This is a genomic window from Pleurocapsa sp. CCALA 161 (assembly GCF_003003995.1).
GTDB lineage: Bacteria > Cyanobacteriota > Cyanobacteriia > Cyanobacteriales > Xenococcaceae > Waterburya.
This window is the reverse complement of record NZ_PVWF01000035.1, coordinates 1-23,028: the sequence shown is the minus strand read 5'-3', so window position 1 is coordinate 23,028 and position 23,028 is coordinate 1. Positions and strand designations below refer to the sequence as shown.

Genomic DNA, 23,028 nt, shown 5'->3' with positions numbered 1-23,028 from the left:
CTGTAGGCTTTAATATTCTCAGACAGAAAATATATACTGTAGAGAACTATAAAATGGAAATTTAGGAGACAGATTAAAACAACAAAAATGTTGTTTAAGTATATTGTAGACTACATCGACCATCAAGCTACTGTCAAAATTGTGGCGAACTTGATTTTTTTGTCCGATCAGCGATCGCTTTAAATCTAGATCTACTTCTATATTTTTAAGATTTGGCTCTTGGCGAATAACCCATTAGGCTTCAAAGTTAAAGCCAGAATTACTATAACAAAGCCAATAATTTCGCGATAGCTGCCACCAAGATAGCCTGCTGCTAAAGATTCGACTATGCCATAAAGTATTCCCGCGATCGCAATTCCCCAGGGACTGTTTAGTCCACCAATAATGGCTGTAGCAAAAGCTTTTAATCCTAGTAGAGTAGCCATCCCTGCGGAAACGTTATAAATAGGTGCAATCAGAATTCCGGCAACTCCTGCTAAAACCGTAGAGAGAGCAAAAGCAAAGGCGATCGCTCCTTCAACATTGATCCCCATGATTTTAGCCGTGTCGGGGTTTTCGCTAGCAGCAATAAATGCCTTGCCCCAAAGGGTACGAGTAAAAGTTAAACGAAGAGTCAAGGCGATCGCGAGGCTGACAAAGGGAGTCAATAGTTCTAGAGGAAAAACGCCAAAACCCAAAATATTAATTGGTGTCTGGACTAAAGCAGAAGGATAAGCCCGTACTTCTTTACCAAAGGTGAGCATAACTAAATTTTCGACAATAATCCCCAGGGCGATCGTAGTCAGCAACCAAGAGTTTGAACCATCAACGGCAAATGGACGCACGGCTATTCTTTCGACGATTAGCCCAAAGACAGCGCATATTATTAAAGACAAGGGAATGGCAATGACAATATGCCAGCCCAGGGTAATATTAAACAAGTAGCAAATAACTGCCCCCAACATTACAGAAGCACCCTGAGAAAAATTCATGGTGTTGGAAATAGAATAGGTAATTTGAAAACCTAAGGCGATTAAGCTGTACACACTGCCGATGGCGATTCCTGAAATAATAAATTGCTGGAGCATTATTTATACGTCCGATGTGAATTAGTTTTAGTTCAAATTAGCTAGTTTTCACCAAAGCTTTAAACTTTAAGTCTTGTCAAATCAAGAGAAAAAAGATCTTCAAATTGTTTTTAGGCTGTACTCGAAGTAACAATGAAAAAATTATTGACGTACACCTGGCTCTGGTTAGGATTAATCATCTTAGTATTACTGGCTATATGCTTAACTCAGAATACTTACTATTTACATGTACTAGGAACGATCGCCGTAACTGTTTTAGTCGGTGTTGGTTTGAATATCCTGACTGGATTGTCGGGACAAGTTTCTATTGGTCATGCTGGTTTTTTTGCTATTGGTGCTTATAGCAGTTCTTTATTGATGACCAAACTGCACTGGAATTTTTGGTTGGCTACGATTCTTGCTGTCATTATATCTGCGGTCACAGGTTTAATTTTGGCTGCTCCTGCTTTGCGGGTCACAGGTCCCTATTTGGCTATGATAACGGTAGCTTTTGGCATTATTATTGAGCGAATCTTAGTTGAATGGGTAGACTTAACGGGAGGTTTTGGCGGAATTTTTAATATTCCTCAGCCTACACTGTTCAATTTACCACCAGCTAGACAAAATGTAGTTTTGCTAGCCTGGATCGCAGCTATCTTAGCTTTAATATTTTTTGCTGCAATCAAAAATCATGATTGGGGTAGGGCGTGGCAAGCGGTACGGGATGATGAAATTGCTGCCACTGCGATTGGTTTAAATGCACTAAAAATACGCTTAATGGCTTTTGCTGTTTCCGCTGCTTTTACAGGTTTGGGAGGAGTATTTTTTGCTTCAATTGTGGGATTTATCAGCCCTGGTAGTTTTACTTTTCATCGCTCCATCCTGTTTCTTTTAGTCGCTATTTTAGGCGGTTTAGGTACGGTAGCTGGATCGCTAGTGGGAGCGATCGCCTTGGTGATTTTACCTGAATTACTGGGTAATTTTGCCGACTATCAACTATTAGTTTTTGGTATTTTACTGTTACTTACTCTATGGTTGACACCAGAAGGAATAGTCAGCTTTTTCGTTAAACGTTGGAGTCACTCTAATGTGGTTTATCCTCCAGCAATGTCCCTGGATTATGTGCCAGCCTTAGTAGTCAAAAATCAAAATAATCTGCCTCTTAAAGTGGCACAAATGACCATTAGTTTTGGCGGTGTCCAAGCTGTCGATCATGTCGATTTTGTGGCTCAATCGGGAACTATCACCTCGATTATTGGCCCTAATGGTGCTGGGAAAACTACCTTACTCAATCTTTTGGTCGGTTTCTATCGTGCCGAATCTGGTGGCGTTTGTTTAGGCAACCTCGACTTAACTGGTAAACATACCTTAGAAATTGCTCATGCTGGCTTGAGTCGTACCTTTCAAACTACTCGCCTGTTTAATTCGCTTTCGGTATTAGATAATTTAAAAGTTGCCTATAGAGGCGATCGCTTAGGCAATATTTTCACCGCTTTACTTGCTAGGGAGAAAAAAAAATCTCTAGAAGCCAAATTGATTGAACTGCTGGCTTTTGTGGGCTATCAAGATGATATTCATGCCGGTGCTGATAGTTTATCTTTTGGCGATCGCCGTTTAATCGAAATTGCTCGTGCTTTAGCCACAAGTCCCCAGGTAATACTCTTGGATGAGCCAGCAGCAGGATTAGGACAGCAGCAGAGAGCTTCCCTAGCAAAGCTGTTACGTTGTTTGGCAAATTCTGGAATTAAAGTAATAGTCATCGAACATGACATCAATTTGGTCATGGAAATTAGCGATCGCATTGTCGTTCTCGATCGCGGTCGAATAATCTGTAATGACACTCCTGTTAAAGTCAGAAACAATCCACGGGTTTTAGAAGCTTATTTAGGAGTTGCCAATAATCATGTCAGTTCGACCTTAAGCAACTCGACAACCCCAATCCTCGCAATCGATCGCCTCACCGTAGGATATGGAAAACTTCAGGTTTTACAAGCAGTATCTTTAGAAGTTCGTCAGGGAGAATTAGTTGCCGTCGTCGGTGCTAATGGCGCAGGAAAAACCACCTTGCTCAAAAGTATTGCTCAATTATTAACTCCGCGATCGGGACGGGTATTGTTTCGTGGCGAGAATTTGACTAAGCTATTCCCGCAACACCTGGCTAAAAAAGGCGTAGTCTTGATTCCTGAAGGCAGACAAGTATTTACCCAACTATCCGTGATGGATAACTTGCGCTTAGGCGCATTTCAGCGACAAGATGCTGCCGTCGTCACAGATATAGAGCAAATGCTGGATCGTTTTCCAGCTTTAAAACCCCTGCGTAATCAACAGGCTGGGTTGCTTTCGGGAGGAGAACAGCAAATGCTCGCGATCGCCCGTGGATTGATGGCTAAACCACAAGTTTTGCTACTAGACGAGCCTTCCCTGGGATTAGCACCACAGCTAGTTGTATCTCTTTATGCAACTCTAGCATCATTGTGTGAAGAAGGAATTTCGATCCTGTTGGTCGATCAAATGGCTCAATTAGCCTTTACCGTTGCTCATCGTCTCTACATCCTAGAAACAGGAAAAATCATCAAAACAGGGACACCTGGCGAGTTGAGGCAAGATTCAGCAATGATCGATGCTTATCTAGGAAATTTACCTTAGACCTGTCTTGAAAATAGACAATTAAGCAAAGTTCAAAAACTCAGTTCATGGGAGTCAGTTCAAGTTGATAACCCAATTGACGAGCTTGAGAATTCGGTCAAAATATGTTTTTACTGTCGACCAATGTAGAAAATCATTAAGCTCCCTTTTGATCAACAGGGTATCAGGGCGAAAATTCTTACAGGATTTAGGATTAGATCCAATCTTCATCATCATTAACTCGATCCAAATTGGGTGCATCTAAACTTTCAACAACGGAAGACTGGAGTGGAATAGGTTGAACTGCTTCTTGTTCTTGATTGAGTTCATCCTCATCTTCATCCTCGTCTTCAAATTCTTCTTCAAACTCAGGAGATGGCGATCGCCAATCATCTTTGACAGTTTGGGAAGTAGTTGCGGGTAAAATTTCTGCTGGTTTAATACCATCTATCTCAACTACTACTAGATCATCAATATAGGCTAGAAAAATATTGCCCTGGACATCACAAACTGTTGCCGAACATGAGACTTCTGACTTTTCCTGATTAAACAACTCAGTAATAAAGCGAGATGGATTAGCTGTCTTTGCCTCACCATTGATACCTAGCAAAATATATTTGTTACCTGTGCGACGATGCTTAACAATTGTGGTCATTGTTTTTTGACATTGGAGATTTAATCTATTCTAAAAGATAAGTTGCAAAACCCAGGTTAACCAAGTTTTGTTCTGCCTGTTTAGCTTTAGCCAAATTATTAAATGCTCCTACCTGTAGCCACGACTCTCCTTGCAAGATAGTTTCAAAGGCTTCGGGGTAGAGCGATCGCACTTCATCTGCTTCTCCATCATCCAAAACTTCTACCAATACTTTATATTTAACTGGAGCAGAAGAACCAAATGTGCTAGATGAACTACTAACGGTTGGGGGATAGGGTATCGGTATAACGTCAGAAGTCTCGCTAGAACCAGAGGGGGAACTGAAAACTAATTCTTTATCACCTGTACTGCTGGCTAGTACAGGGGGAGGCGCAGGCAAATTAGCTGGTGTTGGCTCTATTTCATTGGGGTTTACAGGGGGTAGAGTAGGTTGAGCTAGATCGTGGCGAGGAGGTAAAGGTGGTAGAGGGGGTAAATCCTTTAAAGCACTATTTTTACTAGCAACAAACGTTCCTCGTTCAAAACTGATATCACCTTGGGTATCGCCCTGAACTTCTGTTCCGACTGCCACAATTTCATTGCTAGTGGCATTTTGAATATCTAGCTTGTGATTACTGCGAAAGATATTCTGGCCAGGTTCGTTATCGGTGCCGAGATCGACGTGAGATTGAGCGATCGCCGTTAAGCCTGCTTCGCTAGAATTGATCACTTCATTATGGCGCAAAGTTGCTTGGGAAGTGCCTTCCAAGATAATACCGATGCGATTGCCATCAAAGATATTGTCAGTAATCTTAGCAGTAGCATGTTGCACCAAACTGATGCCAAATCCTGTCTGTTCAAAGGTGTTTTTAATTACTTGAGGTTGCGAAGTGCCGTAAATTAATAGACCGTTGCCTAAATTGTTGTAAAAATAATTATTTTCGATTAACGGAGAACTTTTACCATTAACCGAAACTCCTGTATTCCCGTTACGGGTCAAGGTATTGTTGACTATACGGGGACTAGCAGATTCAACCCAGATACCGTGTCCTCTAGAGTGGTTGTTGGTGACGGTGATACCAATGATACTACCTGCATCTTTGAGAGCGGCGATCGCTATGTTTTGTCCCGCACCTGTAGGACTAATGAAGTAACCATCTCCTTGAATAATTGTTTTATAGCCTTGATTTTGGGGATTTCCTTGGATAATAATCTGTTTATCAAGGATTAAAGGGAACTTTTCTCCTGTTTTTTCGCTATAAGTTCCATTGGCTAACTGAATTGTACTACCAGCAGGAGCTATTTTTAGGGCTTGAGTAATAGTTTGTAGAGGAGATGATTTTTTACCTAGGCGATCGTCATCACCGTCTTGAGGATCGACATAGATAATCTTGTTATTTTTATTTAAAGAAGGATGAGCAATTTCCTGTGCCATAGTGGGGCTAGTTTGCAGCACCATCTTACAGGGCAAAGCAATAATCGATACCATCAGGAACAAATGAGTCAACTGGTTTAATCGCGATAACTGGCATAAACTAAAGCTCAGTTTTGGGTTGGTGTGACAATCGCTACTTTCCATAATTTCGCTTACGAGGTTAAATGGGATTGCTAAATAAAAATTTAAGAACAGTATCGATCAAAACTTTGAGTTCTAGAACTGAAAAGTTAATCCTAATTTACGGTGGATAATATCTAGGTTTAGATAAATATAAATAACGTATAATTGCGTAAGTTTTGATCGATTGTATTTAATTAAAATTAATAGTGCCAGCGTGAAATTATTCGTTTACCATACTCCTGAGAGAACTCCGACAGATAGACTACCTGATTGCGCGGTAGTTATTGACGTTTTAAGAGCAACCACCACCATTGCTACAGCTCTTGATGCTGGCGCTGAAGCTGTCCAAACATTTAGTAACATAGAAGAATTGATGCGTCAATCCGAATCTTGGTCAACGGATAAACGTCTGAGGGCAGGAGAAAGAGGTGGTATGACGGTAAAAGGCTTTGAATTAGGGAATTCTCCCTTAGCCTGTAAACCATCAGTGGTTAAAAGTAAACGATTATTTTTGACTACCACTAATGGAACTCGCGCTCTTGAGCGAGTCGAACATTCGCCCCAAGTAATTACCGCAGCACAGATCAATCGCCGTTCGGCAGTTAATTATTTATTAGAAACTCAACCAGAAACCGTGTGGATTGTTGGTTCAGGTTGGGAGGGAGACTATTCTGTAGAAGATACGGCTTGTGCAGGAGCGATCGCCCAGTCGATTTTACAGCAAAGTGATGCGTCTTTAATTGACCTGTTTGGGAATGATGAAGTAATTGGCGCGATCGCTCTCTATGAACAGTGGAAAGACAATCTTTTAAATGTTTTTCGTCAGTGTAGTCATGGACAGCGACTCTTAAAACTTAATGGGGATGAAGATCTTTTCTATTGTTCTCAAACGGATATTGTGGATGTTTTACCGATTCAGAAGCAGCCTGGAGTTTTAGTTAAGTATTAGGTTTGTGATCTTGGTTACTAGTTTGCTTTTAAGCTGGTTTACTAAACACTAAGAAATGCTGTTCTGGTAAAAACTCTCTAGTCTCCTGCCATTCTAATCCTACTACCTGAAGCTCTTTCTTGACCTGTTTTTGAGTCATCTTATGGAGAGGCTTGATCATAATCATTGGGTTTTCCTGACGATATTCCAACAAAACTACTCTGCCTCCTGGCTTGAGCGCTTGAACTATCCCCTCCATCATTTCTCTAGGATAGGCAAATTCGTGATAGGCATCTACCATTAAGGCTAAATCAATACTTGCTAAAGACAAGTTGGGGCTATTTTCCTGACCTAAAACCGTCTCGACGTTAGTAATCTGCTTATCTTCCTTAAGCAAGTTAACTGCATCCAACATTTCTGGCTGAATATCTACCGCATACACCTTGCCTTGTGGTACTTGCTGTGCAATACGAAAGCTAAAATAACCCGATCCTGCTCCAATATCAGCCACCACATCATCGGGTTTGAGGTTTAAATTCTCTACTGTTAAATCAGGTTTTTCTTCCTTTACTCTACTTTCTCTCTCCAGCCACATCATTGCCTGATGTCCCATTACCTGGGCGATTTCTCGACGCATATAATATTTGCCGATGCCGTCAGGATGATGAAGCTTTTTTTCACGGTAATAGGATGGATAACTATCTTGAGCCTGGGCAATAGGAGTATAGGTAAAGTTGATTAAAACAAAAGCGATCGCAACTATGCTTAAAGTTAACCGAATAATTTTCATATTTAATTAAAACTAATTCTTAGAGCTGAGGGTTTTTAGAACAAGATTGCTTATGATTAAGTAATAGTCATAAAACTTTAATAATATACATGATTGCTAACCCCTATGAATTCAAAGGCATCAAAAAACTAATTCAAGATAAACTTCTCTTTGGTAATGAGCCAAGTGCAGAATTGTTAGGTATTTTGACCGTTTATTTCGTTCAGGGAATACTGGGATTAGCGCGGTTAGCGGTTAGCTTTTTTTTGAAAGATGATTTAGGGCTAAGTCCAGCTGAAGTAGCTGCTCTTACAGGCATTACCGCCCTTCCTTGGATCATCAAACCGCTATTTGGCTTTATCTCGGACGGTTTGCCCATTTTTGGCTATCGTCGCCGACCATATTTAATCTTATCAGGATTACTCGGCTCTGCATCTTGGCTCGCTTTAGCAACCCTGGTTAATGATGCTTTTACTGCAACTCTGGTAATTCTTTGCACCTCTCTTGCTGTAGCAATTAGCGATGTGATTGTCGATTCTCTAATTGTTGAACGAGCTAGGGAAGAATCTTTGTCCCAGTCTGGCTCATTGCAATCTTTATCTTGGGGTGCCTCAGCATTAGGCGGACTATTAACAGCTTATTTTAGCGGATTGCTCCTACAACACCTCAGCAGCAATCAGGTTTTTGAAATTACCGCATTTTTCCCCCTGATTGTTTCGGCAGTAGCTTGGTTAATTACAGAAGAAAAAATTAATCGAGACGATCCTGAAACCAAAACCCAGATATCTCCTGTAAAAGGTCAAATTCAGCAACTATGGACAGCAATTAAACAGAAACAAGTCTGGCTGCCGATCGCTTTTTTGTTTGTTTGGCAGGCGACTCCCACCGCTGATTCAGCCTTCTTTTTCTTTAGTACCAACGAGTTGGGATTTGAACCTGAATTTCTGGGGAGAGTACGTCTAGTCACTAGCTTTGCTTCCTTAGTGGGAATCTTCTTATTTCAGCGCTATCTCAAAACTGTACCGTTTCGCAAGATTCTCGGCTGGAGTACTGTAATTGCTGCACTTTTAGGGATGACAACTTTACTGCTAGTTACCCACACTAATCGCGCTTTAGGAATTGACGATCGCTGGTTTAGTCTGGGAGATAGTCTAGTCTTAACTGTGGTGGGGCAGATTACCTGGATGCCCGTATTGGTATTATCTGCTCGCCTCTGTCCCAAAGGAGTTGAAGCCACCCTATTTGCTTTATTGATGTCGATTTGGAATTTATCTGGGCTACTGTCTCACGAATTAGGAGCATTACTTACTTCTTGGTTAGGAGTCACAGAAAGCAATTTTGACAAGCTGTGGCTGTTGGTGATCATCACTAATCTTTCCACCTTGCTTCCGCTTCCTTTCTTAGGCTGGCTACCTTCAGGAGATCCCCAAGTAGAACAATCTAGCAATGATTTTGCTCCAGGAGAAGCACCCATCCATAATTCAGGTGGCTTAATCGAGTCGGCAATTACTCCTGGTTTAGTGCCAGAATTTGCGCTCAATCATCCTGCTAGTAAGATTCAAGATGAGCATTCATCATAATCGTTATATTGGAGATGATACTGAATTCAATTATATCTAGGATATAATTGATTTTTTATAATTGAGAGTAACCTATGAACAAGATACTTACTGCTCTTGGCTGTTCGGGATCTGTTGCTATATCTTTATTAGCAGCCAATTCCGTTGGTGCTACAGAATATATTTTTACTGCTCCAGAAATGGATAATGAAGTAGCAGAAATTCCTGCCAGCAAAACCGATTATCCTTTTGCAGACTGTAGTTGTGACGGATATGATGCAGACACCGCAGCTAAAATAGATCGCGAAGGAGACAAGGCGATTCAACTTTATGGCTGTGACTGTGCTGGCTGTCGTAACTTAGTACGCAATCTTAATTCCAATCAACCCAAATCATAATGGGGAATATTGAAAATTTTCTGAGTTGGGCAATCGCCCAACTTGGCCAACTCAAGGGCACTCAGTGAATCAACAGCCTACCATCTCAAACATCAAAATTGCTGGAGATTAGACTTTTCCACATAACTCGTTAAAGAAAGCGTCTAATCAAAACTTTTTTGTGGCTGCCACTCGGCGATATCACAACCTCTGTCGATCTGATGTCACCCCTAAGTCTTAATCCAAACTTTATAAAGGTAATTGATAGAAATCACTTTTATAAATTTTTGATAAATATTATGGCTTTTAATACAACATCGACGATCGCAGAAGATTGGAACGGAGGATATAAGTTAGAGCTTGCTATTAGCAACGATCTGGGTGCTGCGGATTGGGTATTGAATTTCAATTTACCCTATACAATTTCGGCTGCTTATGGAGTAAATCTGACCCAGAATTCAGACGGCAGCTACACTATCAAAGGGCAAGATGGTTGGACAAGTCTTACCCCAGGACAAACAATTAAGCCGATTTTCATCATTGAAGATCAAGGACAATCCGCTCAGCTTCTCAATTTTGTCGATCAGCAGCAGAGCAACCCGATCGCTACTGTTGATGATTTTGAGAATATTGACAATAGTTATCTTCCCAGCGGTAATAATACTATTGATGTCGATCGCGATTTTGGTGGAGATTTAGCTACAGCGATCGCCTATGCTAACAACGGCGATGTAGTTCAATTGGGGAATAACAGATATTACACTTCAGGTATTACCATTGATAAAAATATCATCCTGGATGGTCAAGAAGATTCAGTAATTGACGGCAACGGCACATACAATTCAATCATCACTTTATATTCAGGTGCTTCAGGGGCGACTATTCAGGATATAGAAATAACTAACGGTAATAATGGTATTTACGGTTATAAAGCTGCAAATTTAACGCTGCAAAATCTTGAGGTTCACAACATCGGCAAGAATGGAATGATTGCAGATGGCAACCAAACTGGTATTGCCATGGATCATGCTGATGGACTGAAATTAAGCAATACTAGTGTGTATGACGTAGAGCGCAAAGGAATTGGGGTTGGCGATACGAATGGCGCGCAAATCACCAATGTTAATGTGCAGTCTGTCAATTTAGCAGCAAATCACGCTCAAAGCCATGATGCTGCTGGGATTAAATTTTTTAATACTAATAACGTCATCTTAAAAGATAGCTATTTTGAAAAAATTAACGCTTTTTATATTTGGAATGACACCACTAATAAGACTACGATCGACAATAACAATGTAGTCAATGTGGGTTCGGACTTCTTAGCACCTAGCTTTAATACAAATGTTAATGTCGCGGGGATTTATAACGAGAAAAGTTCTAATTCAATTGTCCGCTATAACCAGGGAACTGCGGTCGGCGATTTTTCAGCATTTAACGCCACCGAATTTTCCACCCAAACCATGACCTTTGAAGATAATAATAGCTTCTCCAAAATGGAGTTTGGCACTCAAGATTATTGGGTAAATCAAGAAGCGGAAATGGCGATCGCGACCACCGAAAATCCTGATGAAGCTAACTTTAGCTTATTTGCCGCCGAATATTATGCTCAAGCTGTAATTCAGTAAATTTAACTGCAAGCTCTAAGCTGTGTCATCAGGATCAGTTTAAAGTCTATAGCTTGGTGGTCAAATTTGGGCAGGGGCGAACGGCTGTTCGCCCCTACAGGTAGTCTTAACATTGTCTATTGTTGCTATATTTTCTCGATCTTAGCTTTTCATGGTAGATTGACGAAAAATATTAAATACATTTCAACCGTGGAAAAGTTAGTTGTCGCTACAGGAAATCCTGGGAAACTAAAAGAAATACAAGAATATTTAGTAGATTTACCCTGGGAGTTGGTCTTAAAACCTGCCGATCTTGATGTAGATGAAACTGGAACTACTTTTATCGCTAATGCCCGTCTTAAGGCTTCAGAAGTAGCAAAAGCTCTAGGGGAATGGTCGATCGCTGATGATTCTGGACTAGCGGTAGATGCCTTGGATGGAGCGCCAGGACTTTATTCAGCGCGTTATGGTAAGACAGATTTAGATCGCATCAATCGCTTACTCAGGGAGTTGGGAAATAACCACAATAGACAGGCGAAGTTTATCTGTGCGATCGCTCTTGCCAATCCTCAAGGCGAGATTGTCTTAACAACAGAAGGAATCTGTCCTGGTGAAATATTGAATTCTCCCCGTGGTAGCGATGGCTTTGGTTACGATCCGATTTTTTATGTGCCGTCACAACAACAGACTTTTGCTGAAATGTCCGCAGAAACAAAAAGCAGAATTAGTCATCGAGGTGTAGCTTTTGCTCAGCTAATGACAGAGTTAAAACAGTTATCAGCACAACTGTCTACTGAATAAACAGCCAGCCATAACCAAGACAAGCGATCGCCCACAAGCTTCCATAAATATAACCTAGTTTTTTTTTATCAGCATTAGACTCAGACTTTTTCAGCGCTAGATGAATCGTTAGGGCAATAGGAGTTAACCAAAATAAGAGTGATAAAGCGATCGTCAGATTATTTTCCATTTATGAAAATATTACTCAAATAAATCTAATTTGTAGATTGAGCTTGATTAAAGATTGATTTCCTTCTTTATATACATTTCCAAATCTATGTCTTGTCGAAGACGGGGTATCAAGTTTTGTATTGTAGAATAAATAGTCTTTCAAAATGTCATCTTTGATAACATGATAAAGAACTAAATCACCTTGTTTTCTAATCAAAATACTGCCATTTGCTGTATAGTTGCCATCCCATTTTCTACAAGAAAACATTCCTAATAGTACAGCTTTTAAATAATCCTTTACCCGACAAGCTTCATTTTCATCTGTTACCAAGTCTGAGATTTTAGATCCTTCTCCGCTATATGATTATGTTTTAGTTTGAAGACAACTACATATTCTGCAAGAGGATTTCCTTCTTTATTGCCAAAAGATAAATATTCATCTATAAGTAAGCGCAAAAATGCGTAAAACTCGCTACATTCACCTTTATTTAAGCGACCTTTCAATTGTTTCTCCTTGTCTGTTTCCTTAATCCCATTATTTTCTAAATACTCTTTTACTTGTGTAGCAACATGATAAACAACATTAACACAGACACTATTACCTAATTGTTTCATTGCTTCAGTAGGCGAAACTGGAAAATGAAAGTTATCAGGAAATCCCATCATTTTTACACCTTGTTCTGGCTTGATGCGAAGGACTTCACCATTAACTAAATAACCATCCCAATTTCTTCTATCATCTATAGGCGATCTTCTTCCACCAACTCGTAAAGTAAAGCCAATATCTCGACTACAATTACCTTGCCAAATATCGCTCATCGTCATTTTGAGAGGAATTGCTTGAGGAAAATTAAAAGCCCAAAAAGTATTTACCAACTCTTTGTTAAATCCGACAATAAAAATTCTGGGGCGATGTTGTGGTAACCCATATTCAGAAGCTTTTAAAATTTTATAATTGACAGTATAGCCAGCATTTTCTAAATGCTGGCAAATAATTTTAAAAGTGCGTCCCTCGTCGTGGTTTAAAAGATGTCTGACATTTTCAATAATATAAGCTTTAGGTTTTTTTACCTCTAATACATCTATAATGCAAAAAAACAAATTTCCCCTTTCTGAGCGATCGCCATCATCAAAACCTTTTTTATAACCCGCCTGTGAAAAAGGTTGACAGGGAAAACCAGCACACAAAATGTCATGATCGGGGATATCAGTAGCAGCAATACTTCTAATATCTTGATTAAAATTTGATGCTTCTATTTTATGGTTTGCAAGGTATGTTGCTCTAGCATGATGATTAATTTCAGAAGCAAATACACATTCGAAATTGAGTTTTTTCAATGCCTCGTGGAAACCGCCAATACCAGCAAATAAATCAATAAAACGAAGCGATCGCTTTAAGAACTTTAGGGATGATTTCATTGATTTTGACAACAATCCATATTTTTAGTTGCCAAGCATCTGTAGTTTATACAAGCTGGCATATAATCCTTCTGTTTCCAGTAATTCATCATGACTACCAGACTCGACTAATTCCCCTCGCTTCAAAACCAAAATTTTATCAACATTGCGGATTGTAGATAGACGGTGGGCGATAATGATTGCCGTACGATTAATCAGAATTTGGTCTAAAGCGGATTGAATTAAAGCTTCTGTCGAAACATCAAGACTAGAAGTTGCTTCATCTAAAATCAGTACGTGGGGATTACGGATCGCCACTCGCGCAAAGGCTAAAAGCTGTTTTTGTCCTCCTGAAAGGTTTGTCCCTCTTTCTCGTAACACCGTGTCATAACCATCTGGTAAGTCTTCGATAAAGCGATCGATGTTAACTAATTTGGCAGCCTGTTTAACTTCTTCTAGGGAATAATTATCGCCCAAAGTAATGTTGCGTTTAACATCTCCTGCAAACAAAAAGCTTTCTTGTAAAATAACGCCAATATAGCGCCGTAAATCCGCTTGGGGAATATCTTTAATATCAATACCGTCTACCAGAATTCTACCCTGACTGGGTTCATATAGCCGACAGAGCAAACGAATAATTGAGCTTTTGCCTGCACCTGTAGGCCCAACTAACGCCACCTTTTCTCCTGGTTTAATCGTAAAATCGAGGTTTTTAATCACGTATTCATCTGGTTTATAGCCAAACCAGACGTTTTCAAACCGAATTTCTCCAGTTAAAGAATCATGTGAATTAACTACATTAGCATCTGTAGCTAACATGGTGCGATGTCCTTCGGCAATAGAAATCACCTTGTCTCTAATTTCAACAGGTTCGTTTAAAAGTTCCGTAATCCTTTCAATAGCAGTAAAGCCTGACTGAAACATGGTGAACTTATCCGCAAACTGACGTAGTGGATTAAATAACCTTTGAGCATAAAGAATAAACGCCGAGAGCGCACCATAGGTTATGCTATCTTGCAGCACCAATACTCCTCCTAACCAGAGTACTGCTGCGATCGCAACTAAGGCAATCCATTCCAAAGTAGCGGATACAGCGGAATCGTGGAAAATAGTTTTATCGACTTCTAAACGATAGCGTTCGTTAACCGAACGATACATTTCGCTGTTATATCTTTCTCGTCGAAATAGCTGCACGATATTTATTCCCGCTATATTCTCTTGTAGCATTGAGTTAAGCTGAGAAAGTTCTTCTCTGGCGCTATAGTTAGCCTTACGATACTGTTGCTGAAAATAAATAATTAACGCGGTGACGGGAATCAGCATAAACATCAGGATTGATGCCAGCTTCCAATTGGTCACATAAATCATTACCACAATCGCCACAATGGAAACAAAATCGCTCACTACCCCCACCGCGCCACTAGCAAAAACATTACCCAAGGCTTCTACATCACTGGCAATGCGAGTAATTAATTTACCAACGGGTGTGCGATCAAAAAAGCTAGAAGCAAGGGAGGTAACGTGGGTAAATAAATCCTGACGAACTTCCGCCGTAATTTCTTGTCCAATCTTTTGGACTAAATAACCTTGAACTGAGGCAAACATCAGCCTGATTAGAATAGTCAGCAGTAATAACCCCGATAATAGATTAATTCCTTGACTGACGGATACACCAGTCAAAAAACTCCAGGTTGGTTCGTTTTTAAGCAAGGAGATGGCTTGCCCAACAATCAAGGGTTGAATTGAACCTGCTACCGCTAACGGCACTAATAAGATTAAACAAATAATCAAAGTTCCCTTACTTTTGCTGGCATAGGGAATCAGCTTGAGGAATAATCGCCAGTCATTGTCTTGATTTCTAACTTTACTGGGCTTGGTCGAGGCGATGGTCATGAATTTCAATAATTTAATAATAAAAAGCTTAAAGTTTAGAACTAAAAGCTCTTCGGGTTCAGTAGTATTAGTATTAATAGAGGTCTAATACATCTAATCGACAACATTTAACTGTTATTTACTGTTATTTAAATTATGACAAGATTATCTAGAATTGCTAACTTCTGAGCCTGGATACCAAGTCGTTAAGATGATCTCGATTCAAACGGTAGCTAAGGGGATGAGCAATTAGTCTGGCACTACTTTCATACAGCACATCAATTTCGACCAAGCCATTCTCCTTAAGGGTTTTACCCGTAGAAACCAAATCCACGATCGCTTCAGACATGCCTGTAATTGGCCCTAACTCCACCGAACCAGACAAGGGTACAATTTCTATGGGCAAGTCAATACCGTCAAAATATTCTTTAGCACAATTAACAAATTTGGAGGCAACTCTACCGTGGGGAGGCAATTCTACCGAACGACGATAGGAACTACTCGCGGGTACAGCTACCGATAAACGACAGTAGCCAAATTCCAGATCGACTAAATTAGCCACTTCTGGCTGTTTTTCTCTTAACACGTCATAACCGACAATGCCAAGCTGTGCTTGACCATATTCAACGTAGACAGGAACATCCTGCGCCCTAACCAATAAAGCCCTAGCGGTATTAGTTGGATCGGTAATCTGTAGCTGACGGTTGGTTTTATCTAAAAAAGCACTAAAATCTAAGCCTAAATTATTAAATAGCTCAATACTGTCTTTTAATAAAGCACCTTTTGGTAATGCGATCGTAATCATAGAAATTATTATTCAGAATATAAACTTTATCTAGGCACTTATAGATATGCTGCAAGGATTAAACCACCTTACTTTATCAGTTTCTTGTTTAGAAACATCGTTTAACTTTTATACTCAAACTTTAAGCTGTCAACCTCTGGCTAAATGGAAAAGAGGCGCATATCTACTTGCAGGTGATTCATGGCTGTGTTTGAGCCTAAATCGCGATCGCGATTATTCCAGATCTTCGGACTACACGCATATTGCTTTTACAGTTTCGCCAGAATCTTTGCGTCAATGCCGACAAAACATTAATCAGCTTAATCTACAACTATGGCAAGAAAATACGAGCGAAGGAGAGTCACTGTACATCCTAGATCCTGATAATTATCAATTAGAACTTCATGTGGGTAACTGGCAAACTCGTTTAGCAGCAATTAAAAAAAATCCTTACGAAGATATGATCTTTTTTGACTAGGGCTTCGCCTTTCAAGTATGAAGTATGAGGTGTAAAGTATAAAATATTACTTCTGCTTTTTTCTTTCTGCCTTCATACTTCGTTGACTAATCATGTCTGGCGATTAACCAGAGAAGTACCCGAATAAAGTGCTAATGCAGTCCAAATCAAGCCAAAAACGAGCGCATTATTTCTAGTGAAGGGTTCATGGTATAACCAAATACCGATTATTAATTGTAGACTGGGGGCAATATATTGAAAAAAGCCCATCGTCGAAAGTCGTAGTTGTCGTACCGCACTGTTAAAGCAGAATAGAGGAAAAGACGTTACAACCCCGCAACCAATTAAAAGCAGTGTAATTACTCCATTTTGTCCAAAGTGATTGTCATTGTGCCACCCAAGATAGGCGATCGCTACAGGTGCTAATAAACAAGTTTCTACGGTTAATCCTAGTAAAGGTTTAACAATAATTACTTTTCTTAAAAGTCCATAAGTTCCAAAGGAAAAAGCTAAACCCAAAGCAATCCAGGGGACTTGTCCCACGGCAAAAATCGAATAGCCAACACCAGCAGTTGCTAAACCAAACGCAGTCCACTGTAACCATTGAAGTCGCTCCCGCAAAATAATCACTCCCAACAGCACAGTAACTAGAGGATTAATAAAATAGCCTAAACTAGTTTCAATAATGCGATCGCTGTTGACTCCATAGATATACAGTCCCCAATTAAAAGCCAAAACGCTGGCTGAAGCTAATAGAGGTGCTAATTGCCTTGGGTTTGAAAACAGCTTAACCAACTCTTGCCAATGGTTGTAGCTCAACAGAATTCCTAGTAGTAATAGGCTAGACCAGATCACACGATGACTGAGAATTTCTAGGGCAGGAACTGAGCCTAAGAGTTTCCAATACACTGGAAACAATCCCCAAATGCCGTAAGCTAAAACTGCATATAATATTCCCTGACGATGAGAATTCATAAATAATCGTGGGACATAATTAATACTTTTCCTTAATCTAGCTACCAATCTTGATTGATTGCACTAGTTTTAAATATATTCAATGTCAGGATACAAACACAATAATCCTAAATAATTAGCCAAAATTTTGCAAATATAGCTGTAGGATAAAAAAATGTTGGTTAGCAGTAGTTGGTGTTTTTGATCGCGCCCACTTAGGTTAGATTAAGTTAATTTTGGGCTAACAAATAAATTTAATTTTCTTAATTACAATTGCAGAAGAGGTTAACGCAATGGATTGTAGTCATATTCAGTTCTGTGCTGATAAATCAAAAGTAGATTTTATCCAGTTACAACGCCTATTTGTAAAAACTGCTTTTTGGGCGCAGGAACGAAATATGGACGATCTCCAAATTGCGATCGCTAATAGTAATCCTGTAGTTACTGTTTGGGATGGCGATCGCCTAATCGGTTTTGCCAGAGCAACCTCTGATGGCGTATATCGCGCTGGAATCTGGGATGTAGTTGTTGACCCCGACTTTCAAGGAGTAGGCTTAGGTAGAAAGCTCGTACAAACCGTTTTATCTCATCCTTTAGTTAGTAGAGTAGAGAGAGTTTACCTGACTACAACCCATCAGCAAAGTTTCTACGAACGTATTGGTTTTGAACAGAATGAAACCACAACCATGGTGTTATACAACAACCCAGAATCCTCCGAAGATTTAGCCCGACGAATCCAAGAACTACCAGTAACAGCCGATAACTGATTACTAATCAACTGTTTCAAAGGCTTATAGCTTAGAGCTTATAGCTTAGAGCTTATAGCTTAGAGCCAATTGACCCCAAACTAAAACCACAAAATCTCCAACGACTTTAAGCCATCACCATCCCCCCATCTACGTTAAACACTTGACCTGTGATATAGGCTGCTGAGGGGTCTGAAGCTAAAAAACGAATTGTCCCCGCCACTTCTTCTGGTTTGCCGTAGCGACCCAGAGGAATAAACTTAATAATGTCGTCTGATTTGAGATCATTGGTCATGTCAGTCTCAATAAATCCTGGAGCAACTGCATTTACGGTAATACCACGATTAGCTAACTCTTTGGCAACGGTTTTAGTAAAGCCAATTACTCCCGCTTTCGCTGCACTGTAGTTAGCCTGTCCTGGGTTGCCCATTTGTCCTGCTACTGAGGCAATATTGATAATTCTGCCACTACGCTGTTTGAGCATAGTTTTACTGACGGCTTTAGTACAGAGAAACACCCCCGTCAAATTAAGATCGATTACCGCTTGCCACTGTTCAGGCTTCATCCGCAACAATAAAGTATCTTGGGTAATGCCTGCATTATTGACCAAAACGTCAATGCGTCCAAATTGATCCAGCGTGGTTTTAATTAAATTATCTACTTCTGTACTCTGGGAAACATCAGCTTGTACAGCGATCGCTTCTCCACCAGCATCAGTAATTTCTTTGACTGTAGCTTCCGCCGCATCACTAGAACGAGCATAGTTAATTACTACCTTTGCCCCTTGACTAACTAACGCTAACGCTGCTGCTTTGCCGATTCCCCGCGAAGCACCTGTTATCACTGCAACCTTATCCTTTAAGTGCTGTAAATTTTCTGGCAGTAACTCCATACCTTGCCCCTCTAAACTAAGTTAAAAAACTAAATTACGAAACTAAATAAAAAAACGAAAATTACTTAGCTTTTCGATTAACTTAGCTATCATATAGGCTAACTAGTCTCTTGAACTAATTTTCTCTTGGTAATCAGTAAGTAAATAAGCAATATATTAGGCGATCGCTATGGCAGTCAAAAAGCAATTCTCCAGTTTTGAAGATCTCTTAGAAAGTTCGAATGTTCCTGTCTTAGTAGACTTTTATGCTACTTGGTGTGGTCCTTGCCAAATGATGACCCCCATCTTAGAACAAGTTGGCGCAACCTTACGCGATCGCCTTCAAGTCGTCAAAATTGACACGGACAAATATCCTAATCTAGCCTCTAAGTATCAAATTGAAGCTTTGCCAACTTTGGTTTTATTTAAAGACGGACAGCCAGCCGAAAAAATTGAAGGAGTTCATCAAGCATCTCAGCTAATTCAGCATTTGAGCAGTCTAGTCTAGTTAAGTCAGGTTATTTATGAGTTGGGCAGGGAACAGCAGTCTAATTAACACTAACTGGCAATCACTTCCTGCCAACTCTATAAAATTAAAATCTATAAAACTTTATGAGTATGAGAATGCTGTTTGACATTATCCTCTGTGCTTACTGTGCGAGAAGTATTTAAAACTCTTTTTCTTTCCAAAGAATAATTAAAATCTTTTTTTACTACACCCAAAGGAATATGTTCTTGAGCTTGGGGACGACTTTTGTAGGTGCGGGTTGCTGCTGCTACTCTTTCGGCAAAGCGATCGCAAATATTAATTTCGGCATCTGCTTGTAGTTCACTAGGTATTTTAACAGTCTCGTCTTGAAAAATTTCACCTAAAGTTTTTGCACAGGCTGATTGATAAGAAGTAGGAATGCCCTTAAGCAAAGCTTCTAATGCAGCCGAAGGAATGGGTTCTAAGACTGTTAATTGCTCGATTTCTCCCTCTTCTCGGACAAAACAAGTTGCTATCCCCAAAACGCAGTAATCATCGGCTGCTAAATCGGCTGCTTGGGAAAATAAAGCTGTATTACTCATATATTTAAAAATATCAATTTAAATTCTTTAATTGTTTAAATTTTTTGCAGACTATTTTTTTTGAACTATTTTAAATAGCCAGTACTTTAAAAAATGTACTGTAAAATCGTACTCAACTGGACAATAGCAAGGGTAATTGTGATGAAACCAAACATTTTCTCTAGTTTTTGATACAAAAATTCAAAATAATTCACTTAATCCTCAAAATTAATTTACGTAATTATGTGGAAGACGTTTATCTGTTTTTTGGTCATGATGCTCTTGATGGAGTAATTGACAGCTTGACCTAAGAATTGACGAAATTATGAGACAGTTCAAATAATTACAGATGATTATTTTCTGTGTATTTGGACAAGATAGTAAAGTAGCCTAAGCAAAGATTTATTGAACGTTATGAAGAGCGATCTCAATCAACAACCTCAATTAAAAACAGCCAGTTCGGCTCTAGAACAGCAGCTCAAAAACTGTGTTAAGGCTAAAGCAAATAAAGGTGACTATGTTGTGGCGATTTCCCTTCTCGATCAGCTAATTGCCTTGCGTCCCGATCATGCAGTCAACTACAATAATCGGGGTCTGATGTACTTTCTCAATAACCAAATTATTGAAGCGTTTTGCGATTTGTCTCTGGCATTAGAAATTAATCCTCATCTAGATAGTGCCTATAATAACCGAGCTAATTGCTATGCTGCCCAAGGAGATTTAGGAGAAGCGATCGCCGATTATGATCTGGCTCTAGATCTCAATCCTGCTAACCTTCGCGCATGGATTAATCAGGGTATTGCTTTTCGCGAACTGGAAATGTACGAACTAGGGCTAGAAAACTTCGATATTGCGCTGCTGGTTGGGGATGCGCTACAGGAGCGAATTTATGCCGAAAGAGGAAGAACTCAGCATTTGAGAGGAGACTGGAATTGTGCCATATCAGATTATCAAACTGCCCTCAATATTTTGATTAACAAACCCCGTGAGATTAATTATTTTTGCAAAGTACAAAGCTGGCTTAATCAATTACTTAATCCCTTGATGATTACTGATTGCTGATTACTGATTGCTGCTCATTGCTCATGGTTTTCCAGCCAATAGATACGACTTTGATTGGGTGCGGTCAAAGTACTATATTGCTCCATTAAACTTTGAGTCTGTTGTGGATCGAAGTTATGGTTTAACTGCTCTTTGAGCTTAGTTACTCTAGCGTCAGTTTCGTGAACCTGAATCCGTAATTCCTTCAATTTTGCCTGTTGAGTTAGATGGTAGGGCAAAAGTCGGCAAAAAGAAGCGATCGCCCCAATAGCGATCGCCCAACTCAGAATTAGCTTAAGACTAATTTCTGCTCTTACCCCTCGATAGAGATCACGGCGTTTATGAGTTTTGTGACGGACTGCTTTAGATACTGGTTTGCCAGGATTCATATCTGATTCCACCCAAATAATTAAGGACTCCAGATTAACAACTGTGAATCATAATTGCCAATCTAAAGTCCTTAACTAGTCTTGCAACAATCAACAATATTTACTTATATAGCTCGGTAGATAAGCGAATTGCCATGATTCCAGGAATCAAAGCAACTGCAAGAGCAATAAATACCTGAGTGTCTGATAGAGCCATAGTGATTCTACTCCTTTTTTTTGATTAAACATTAAGATCTCCATCCCTAATTTGCGTCAAAATTGCCCCCAAGAGAAACATCTTGTAACAAGATGCAACATAATTAGAGAGAAAGCTAAATCAAAAACTGACTGAAATTAGGGGAAAATGACAAAATCTGCCTAAGAGAATTTCTTGCTGATGAGTATATCGCCTGAAAATTTTTCGGTTTTAGTTTTACAAATATATTTATTGAATGTTAGAAAACATAGTTGATTATTTCACCGACGCAGGGGTTGAAGTTTATCTAATACTGCTAGTTTTAGTTTTGTTAGAAGCTGTCTTGTCTGCTGATAATGCGATCGCCTTAGCAGCGATCGCCAAAAGCGTCGAAGACCCGAAATCCCAGCGTCAGGCTCTTAATATTGGATTAGTTGGGGCTTATATTCTCAGAATTGCTCTAATCTTTGCTGCTACCTGGGTCATTAAATATTGGCAGTTTGAGTTATTGGGAGCAATGTATTTACTATGGTTAGTCTTTAATTACTTTTACTCCTCACAAGATCGAGACGATGACCATAGAGCTTTAGGTTTTAAGTCTGTTTGGCAAATTATTCCGACCATTGCTATTACCGACCTGGCGTTCTCTCTCGATAGCGTCACCTCGGCGATCGCCATTACTGAAGATACTTGGCTAATTGTTGCTGGCGGAACAATTGGAATTGTGATTTTACGCTTTTTAGCTGGTCTATTTATTCGTTGGCTACAAGAATATACTTATTTAGAAGATGCAGGCTTTATTACAGTTGGCTTTGTTGGTTTACGTCTATTGCTCAAAGTTTGGCTACCAGATTATTTAATTCCTGAATGGGTGACAATTGCTGTCGTGGCTATCTTTTTTACTTGGGGATTTTCTAAAAAAGAGTTAGTGGAATCTGATGACAGTGAGTAATGAACAATAAACAATAAACAGTAGTTAAACAGTTGCAGGTAAGTATTGTTCGATTAGTTGACGGTACTTACTTTTTGGCTGTACGCCCTTAACTTCCTGGAGTAATTCTTGGTCGCGGAAAAATTGTACCGTAGGTGTACCTGAAACCTTACCCATTTGAGCAATTTCGGGGTCTGCCACAATGTCTATTTCTACAAAGTGAATTTTTCCTGTATATTCTTCCACTACCCTGCTCAAGATTGGTGAGAGAATTCCACAAGGACCACAGGTAGGAGAGACGTATTTAAC

26 protein-coding genes are annotated in these 23,028 nt (G+C 39.7%); 11 read left to right on the top strand and 15 right to left on the bottom strand.

Annotated features, from left to right (window positions below):
• Positions 1 to 197: 197 nt before the first annotated feature.
• On the bottom strand, positions 198 to 1,067 hold the full coding sequence (locus tag C7B62_RS10545) for a branched-chain amino acid ABC transporter permease (protein WP_199194138.1): 870 nt from the start codon (positions 1,065 to 1,067) through the stop codon (positions 198 to 200).
• Positions 1,068 to 1,199: 132 nt separating this feature from the next.
• On the opposite strand from C7B62_RS10545, the gene C7B62_RS10540 reads away from it, so the two are divergent.
• Positions 1,200 to 3,692: a branched-chain amino acid ABC transporter ATP-binding protein/permease gene (locus C7B62_RS10540; protein ID WP_233219906.1), complete on the top strand. Its 2,493-nt coding sequence runs from the start codon at positions 1,200 to 1,202 to the stop codon at positions 3,690 to 3,692.
• Between the two features lie 193 nt (positions 3,693 to 3,885).
• Here C7B62_RS10540 and C7B62_RS10535 read toward each other — a convergent pair whose 3' ends face one another.
• Complete coding sequence (locus C7B62_RS10535; RefSeq protein ID WP_106235631.1) at positions 3,886 to 4,326, bottom strand: hypothetical protein; 441 nt, start codon at positions 4,324 to 4,326, stop codon at positions 3,886 to 3,888.
• Between the two features lie 25 nt (positions 4,327 to 4,351).
• Positions 4,352 to 5,884, bottom strand: coding sequence for a DUF1565 domain-containing protein (locus tag C7B62_RS10530; protein ID WP_106235629.1), 1,533 nt, complete (start codon positions 5,882 to 5,884; stop codon positions 4,352 to 4,354).
• A gap of 193 nt (positions 5,885 to 6,077) precedes the next feature.
• Here C7B62_RS10530 and C7B62_RS10525 point away from each other — a divergent pair, with 193 nt between their 5' ends.
• Positions 6,078 to 6,812 carry a 2-phosphosulfolactate phosphatase family protein gene (locus C7B62_RS10525; protein ID WP_106235685.1) on the top strand — a complete coding sequence of 245 codons (735 nt, stop codon included), beginning with the start codon at positions 6,078 to 6,080 and terminating at the stop codon, positions 6,810 to 6,812.
• A 28-nt stretch (positions 6,813 to 6,840) separates the two neighbouring features.
• Here the strand turns inward: C7B62_RS10525 and C7B62_RS10520 are convergent, their stop codons facing one another.
• On the bottom strand, positions 6,841 to 7,581 hold the full coding sequence (locus C7B62_RS10520) for a class I SAM-dependent methyltransferase (protein WP_106235626.1): 741 nt from the start codon (positions 7,579 to 7,581) through the stop codon (positions 6,841 to 6,843).
• Positions 7,582 to 7,670: 89 nt separating this feature from the next.
• On the opposite strand from C7B62_RS10520, the gene C7B62_RS10515 reads away from it, so the two are divergent.
• From C7B62_RS10515 to rdgB, 4 genes are all read left to right on the top strand, one after another.
• Positions 7,671 to 9,140 carry a folate/biopterin family MFS transporter gene (locus tag C7B62_RS10515; protein WP_106235623.1) on the top strand — a complete coding sequence of 490 codons (1,470 nt, stop codon included), beginning with the start codon at positions 7,671 to 7,673 and terminating at the stop codon, positions 9,138 to 9,140.
• A 74-nt stretch (positions 9,141 to 9,214) separates the two neighbouring features.
• Positions 9,215 to 9,517, top strand: coding sequence for a hypothetical protein (locus C7B62_RS10510; RefSeq protein ID WP_106235621.1), 303 nt, complete (start codon positions 9,215 to 9,217; stop codon positions 9,515 to 9,517).
• A 278-nt stretch (positions 9,518 to 9,795) separates the two neighbouring features.
• Positions 9,796 to 11,121 carry a hypothetical protein gene (locus C7B62_RS10505; RefSeq protein WP_106235618.1) on the top strand — a complete coding sequence of 442 codons (1,326 nt, stop codon included), beginning with the start codon at positions 9,796 to 9,798 and terminating at the stop codon, positions 11,119 to 11,121.
• 189 nt (positions 11,122 to 11,310) lie between these two features.
• Positions 11,311 to 11,901, top strand: coding sequence for an RdgB/HAM1 family non-canonical purine NTP pyrophosphatase (gene rdgB, locus C7B62_RS10500; protein ID WP_106235616.1), 591 nt, complete (start codon positions 11,311 to 11,313; stop codon positions 11,899 to 11,901).
• Here the strand turns inward: rdgB and C7B62_RS10495 are convergent.
• The 5 genes from C7B62_RS10495 to hisG form a co-directional block, all read right to left on the bottom strand.
• Complete coding sequence (locus tag C7B62_RS10495) at positions 11,891 to 12,070, bottom strand: hypothetical protein (protein WP_106235613.1); 180 nt, start codon at positions 12,068 to 12,070, stop codon at positions 11,891 to 11,893. The genes rdgB and C7B62_RS10495 overlap by 11 nt on opposite strands.
• A gap of 15 nt (positions 12,071 to 12,085) precedes the next feature.
• Positions 12,086 to 12,382: an HpaII family restriction endonuclease gene (locus C7B62_RS26110; RefSeq protein ID WP_199194137.1), complete on the bottom strand. Its 297-nt coding sequence runs from the start codon at positions 12,380 to 12,382 to the stop codon at positions 12,086 to 12,088.
• Positions 12,376 to 13,470, bottom strand: coding sequence for a DNA cytosine methyltransferase (locus C7B62_RS10490; protein ID WP_199194136.1), 1,095 nt, complete (start codon positions 13,468 to 13,470; stop codon positions 12,376 to 12,378). Before C7B62_RS10490 ends, C7B62_RS26110 begins: the two co-directional genes overlap by 7 nt.
• Before the next feature lie 24 nt (positions 13,471 to 13,494).
• Positions 13,495 to 15,342: an ABC transporter ATP-binding protein gene (locus C7B62_RS10485; protein ID WP_106235611.1), complete on the bottom strand. Its 1,848-nt coding sequence runs from the start codon at positions 15,340 to 15,342 to the stop codon at positions 13,495 to 13,497.
• 157 nt (positions 15,343 to 15,499) lie between these two features.
• Positions 15,500 to 16,126, bottom strand: a complete 627-nt coding sequence (gene hisG / locus C7B62_RS10480; protein ID WP_106235608.1) for an ATP phosphoribosyltransferase — start codon at positions 16,124 to 16,126, stop codon at positions 15,500 to 15,502.
• Positions 16,127 to 16,172: 46 nt separating this feature from the next.
• Between hisG and C7B62_RS10475 the strand changes: the two genes are divergently transcribed.
• Complete coding sequence (locus C7B62_RS10475) at positions 16,173 to 16,583, top strand: VOC family protein (RefSeq protein ID WP_106235606.1); 411 nt, start codon at positions 16,173 to 16,175, stop codon at positions 16,581 to 16,583.
• Positions 16,584 to 16,673: 90 nt separating this feature from the next.
• Here the strand turns inward: C7B62_RS10475 and rarD are convergent, their stop codons facing one another.
• Positions 16,674 to 17,537 (bottom strand): EamA family transporter RarD, encoded by an 864-nt coding sequence (gene rarD / locus C7B62_RS10470; protein WP_106235604.1) that lies wholly within the window; start codon positions 17,535 to 17,537, stop codon positions 16,674 to 16,676.
• A 272-nt stretch (positions 17,538 to 17,809) separates the two neighbouring features.
• Between rarD and C7B62_RS10465 the strand changes: the two genes are divergently transcribed.
• Positions 17,810 to 18,283 carry a GNAT family N-acetyltransferase gene (locus C7B62_RS10465; RefSeq protein ID WP_106235602.1) on the top strand — a complete coding sequence of 158 codons (474 nt, stop codon included), beginning with the start codon at positions 17,810 to 17,812 and terminating at the stop codon, positions 18,281 to 18,283.
• 106 nt (positions 18,284 to 18,389) lie between these two features.
• Here the strand turns inward: C7B62_RS10465 and fabG are convergent, their stop codons facing one another.
• Positions 18,390 to 19,154, bottom strand: a complete 765-nt coding sequence (gene fabG / locus C7B62_RS10460; RefSeq protein ID WP_106235600.1) for a 3-oxoacyl-[acyl-carrier-protein] reductase — start codon at positions 19,152 to 19,154, stop codon at positions 18,390 to 18,392.
• A 169-nt stretch (positions 19,155 to 19,323) separates the two neighbouring features.
• On the opposite strand from fabG, the gene trxA reads away from it, so the two are divergent.
• Positions 19,324 to 19,641: a thioredoxin gene (gene trxA / locus C7B62_RS10455; RefSeq protein WP_106235598.1), complete on the top strand. Its 318-nt coding sequence runs from the start codon at positions 19,324 to 19,326 to the stop codon at positions 19,639 to 19,641.
• 92 nt (positions 19,642 to 19,733) lie between these two features.
• On the opposite strand, the gene C7B62_RS10450 is transcribed toward trxA, so the two are convergent.
• Entirely contained in the window at positions 19,734 to 20,204 is a 471-nt protein-coding gene (locus tag C7B62_RS10450) for a hypothetical protein (RefSeq protein ID WP_106235596.1), read from the bottom strand.
• Positions 20,205 to 20,597: 393 nt separating this feature from the next.
• Between C7B62_RS10450 and C7B62_RS10445 the strand changes: the two genes are divergently transcribed.
• Positions 20,598 to 21,245 carry a tetratricopeptide repeat protein gene (locus C7B62_RS10445; RefSeq protein ID WP_106235594.1) on the top strand — a complete coding sequence of 216 codons (648 nt, stop codon included), beginning with the start codon at positions 20,598 to 20,600 and terminating at the stop codon, positions 21,243 to 21,245.
• 14 nt (positions 21,246 to 21,259) lie between these two features.
• Here C7B62_RS10445 and C7B62_RS10440 read toward each other — a convergent pair whose 3' ends face one another.
• Together C7B62_RS10440 and psaM are read right to left on the bottom strand one after the other, a co-directional pair.
• Positions 21,260 to 21,613 carry a hypothetical protein gene (locus tag C7B62_RS10440; protein WP_106235592.1) on the bottom strand — a complete coding sequence of 118 codons (354 nt, stop codon included), beginning with the start codon at positions 21,611 to 21,613 and terminating at the stop codon, positions 21,260 to 21,262.
• Between the two features lie 100 nt (positions 21,614 to 21,713).
• Positions 21,714 to 21,809: a photosystem I reaction center subunit XII gene (gene psaM, locus C7B62_RS10435; protein WP_106235590.1), complete on the bottom strand. Its 96-nt coding sequence runs from the start codon at positions 21,807 to 21,809 to the stop codon at positions 21,714 to 21,716.
• Positions 21,810 to 22,044: 235 nt separating this feature from the next.
• On the opposite strand from psaM, the gene C7B62_RS10430 reads away from it, so the two are divergent.
• Positions 22,045 to 22,740: a TerC family protein gene (locus tag C7B62_RS10430; RefSeq protein WP_106235588.1), complete on the top strand. Its 696-nt coding sequence runs from the start codon at positions 22,045 to 22,047 to the stop codon at positions 22,738 to 22,740.
• Positions 22,741 to 22,764: 24 nt separating this feature from the next.
• On the opposite strand, the gene C7B62_RS10425 is transcribed toward C7B62_RS10430, so the two are convergent.
• Positions 22,765 to 23,028: thioredoxin domain-containing protein (locus C7B62_RS10425; protein WP_233219905.1), on the bottom strand; the 264-nt coding region annotated here is incomplete at its 5' end.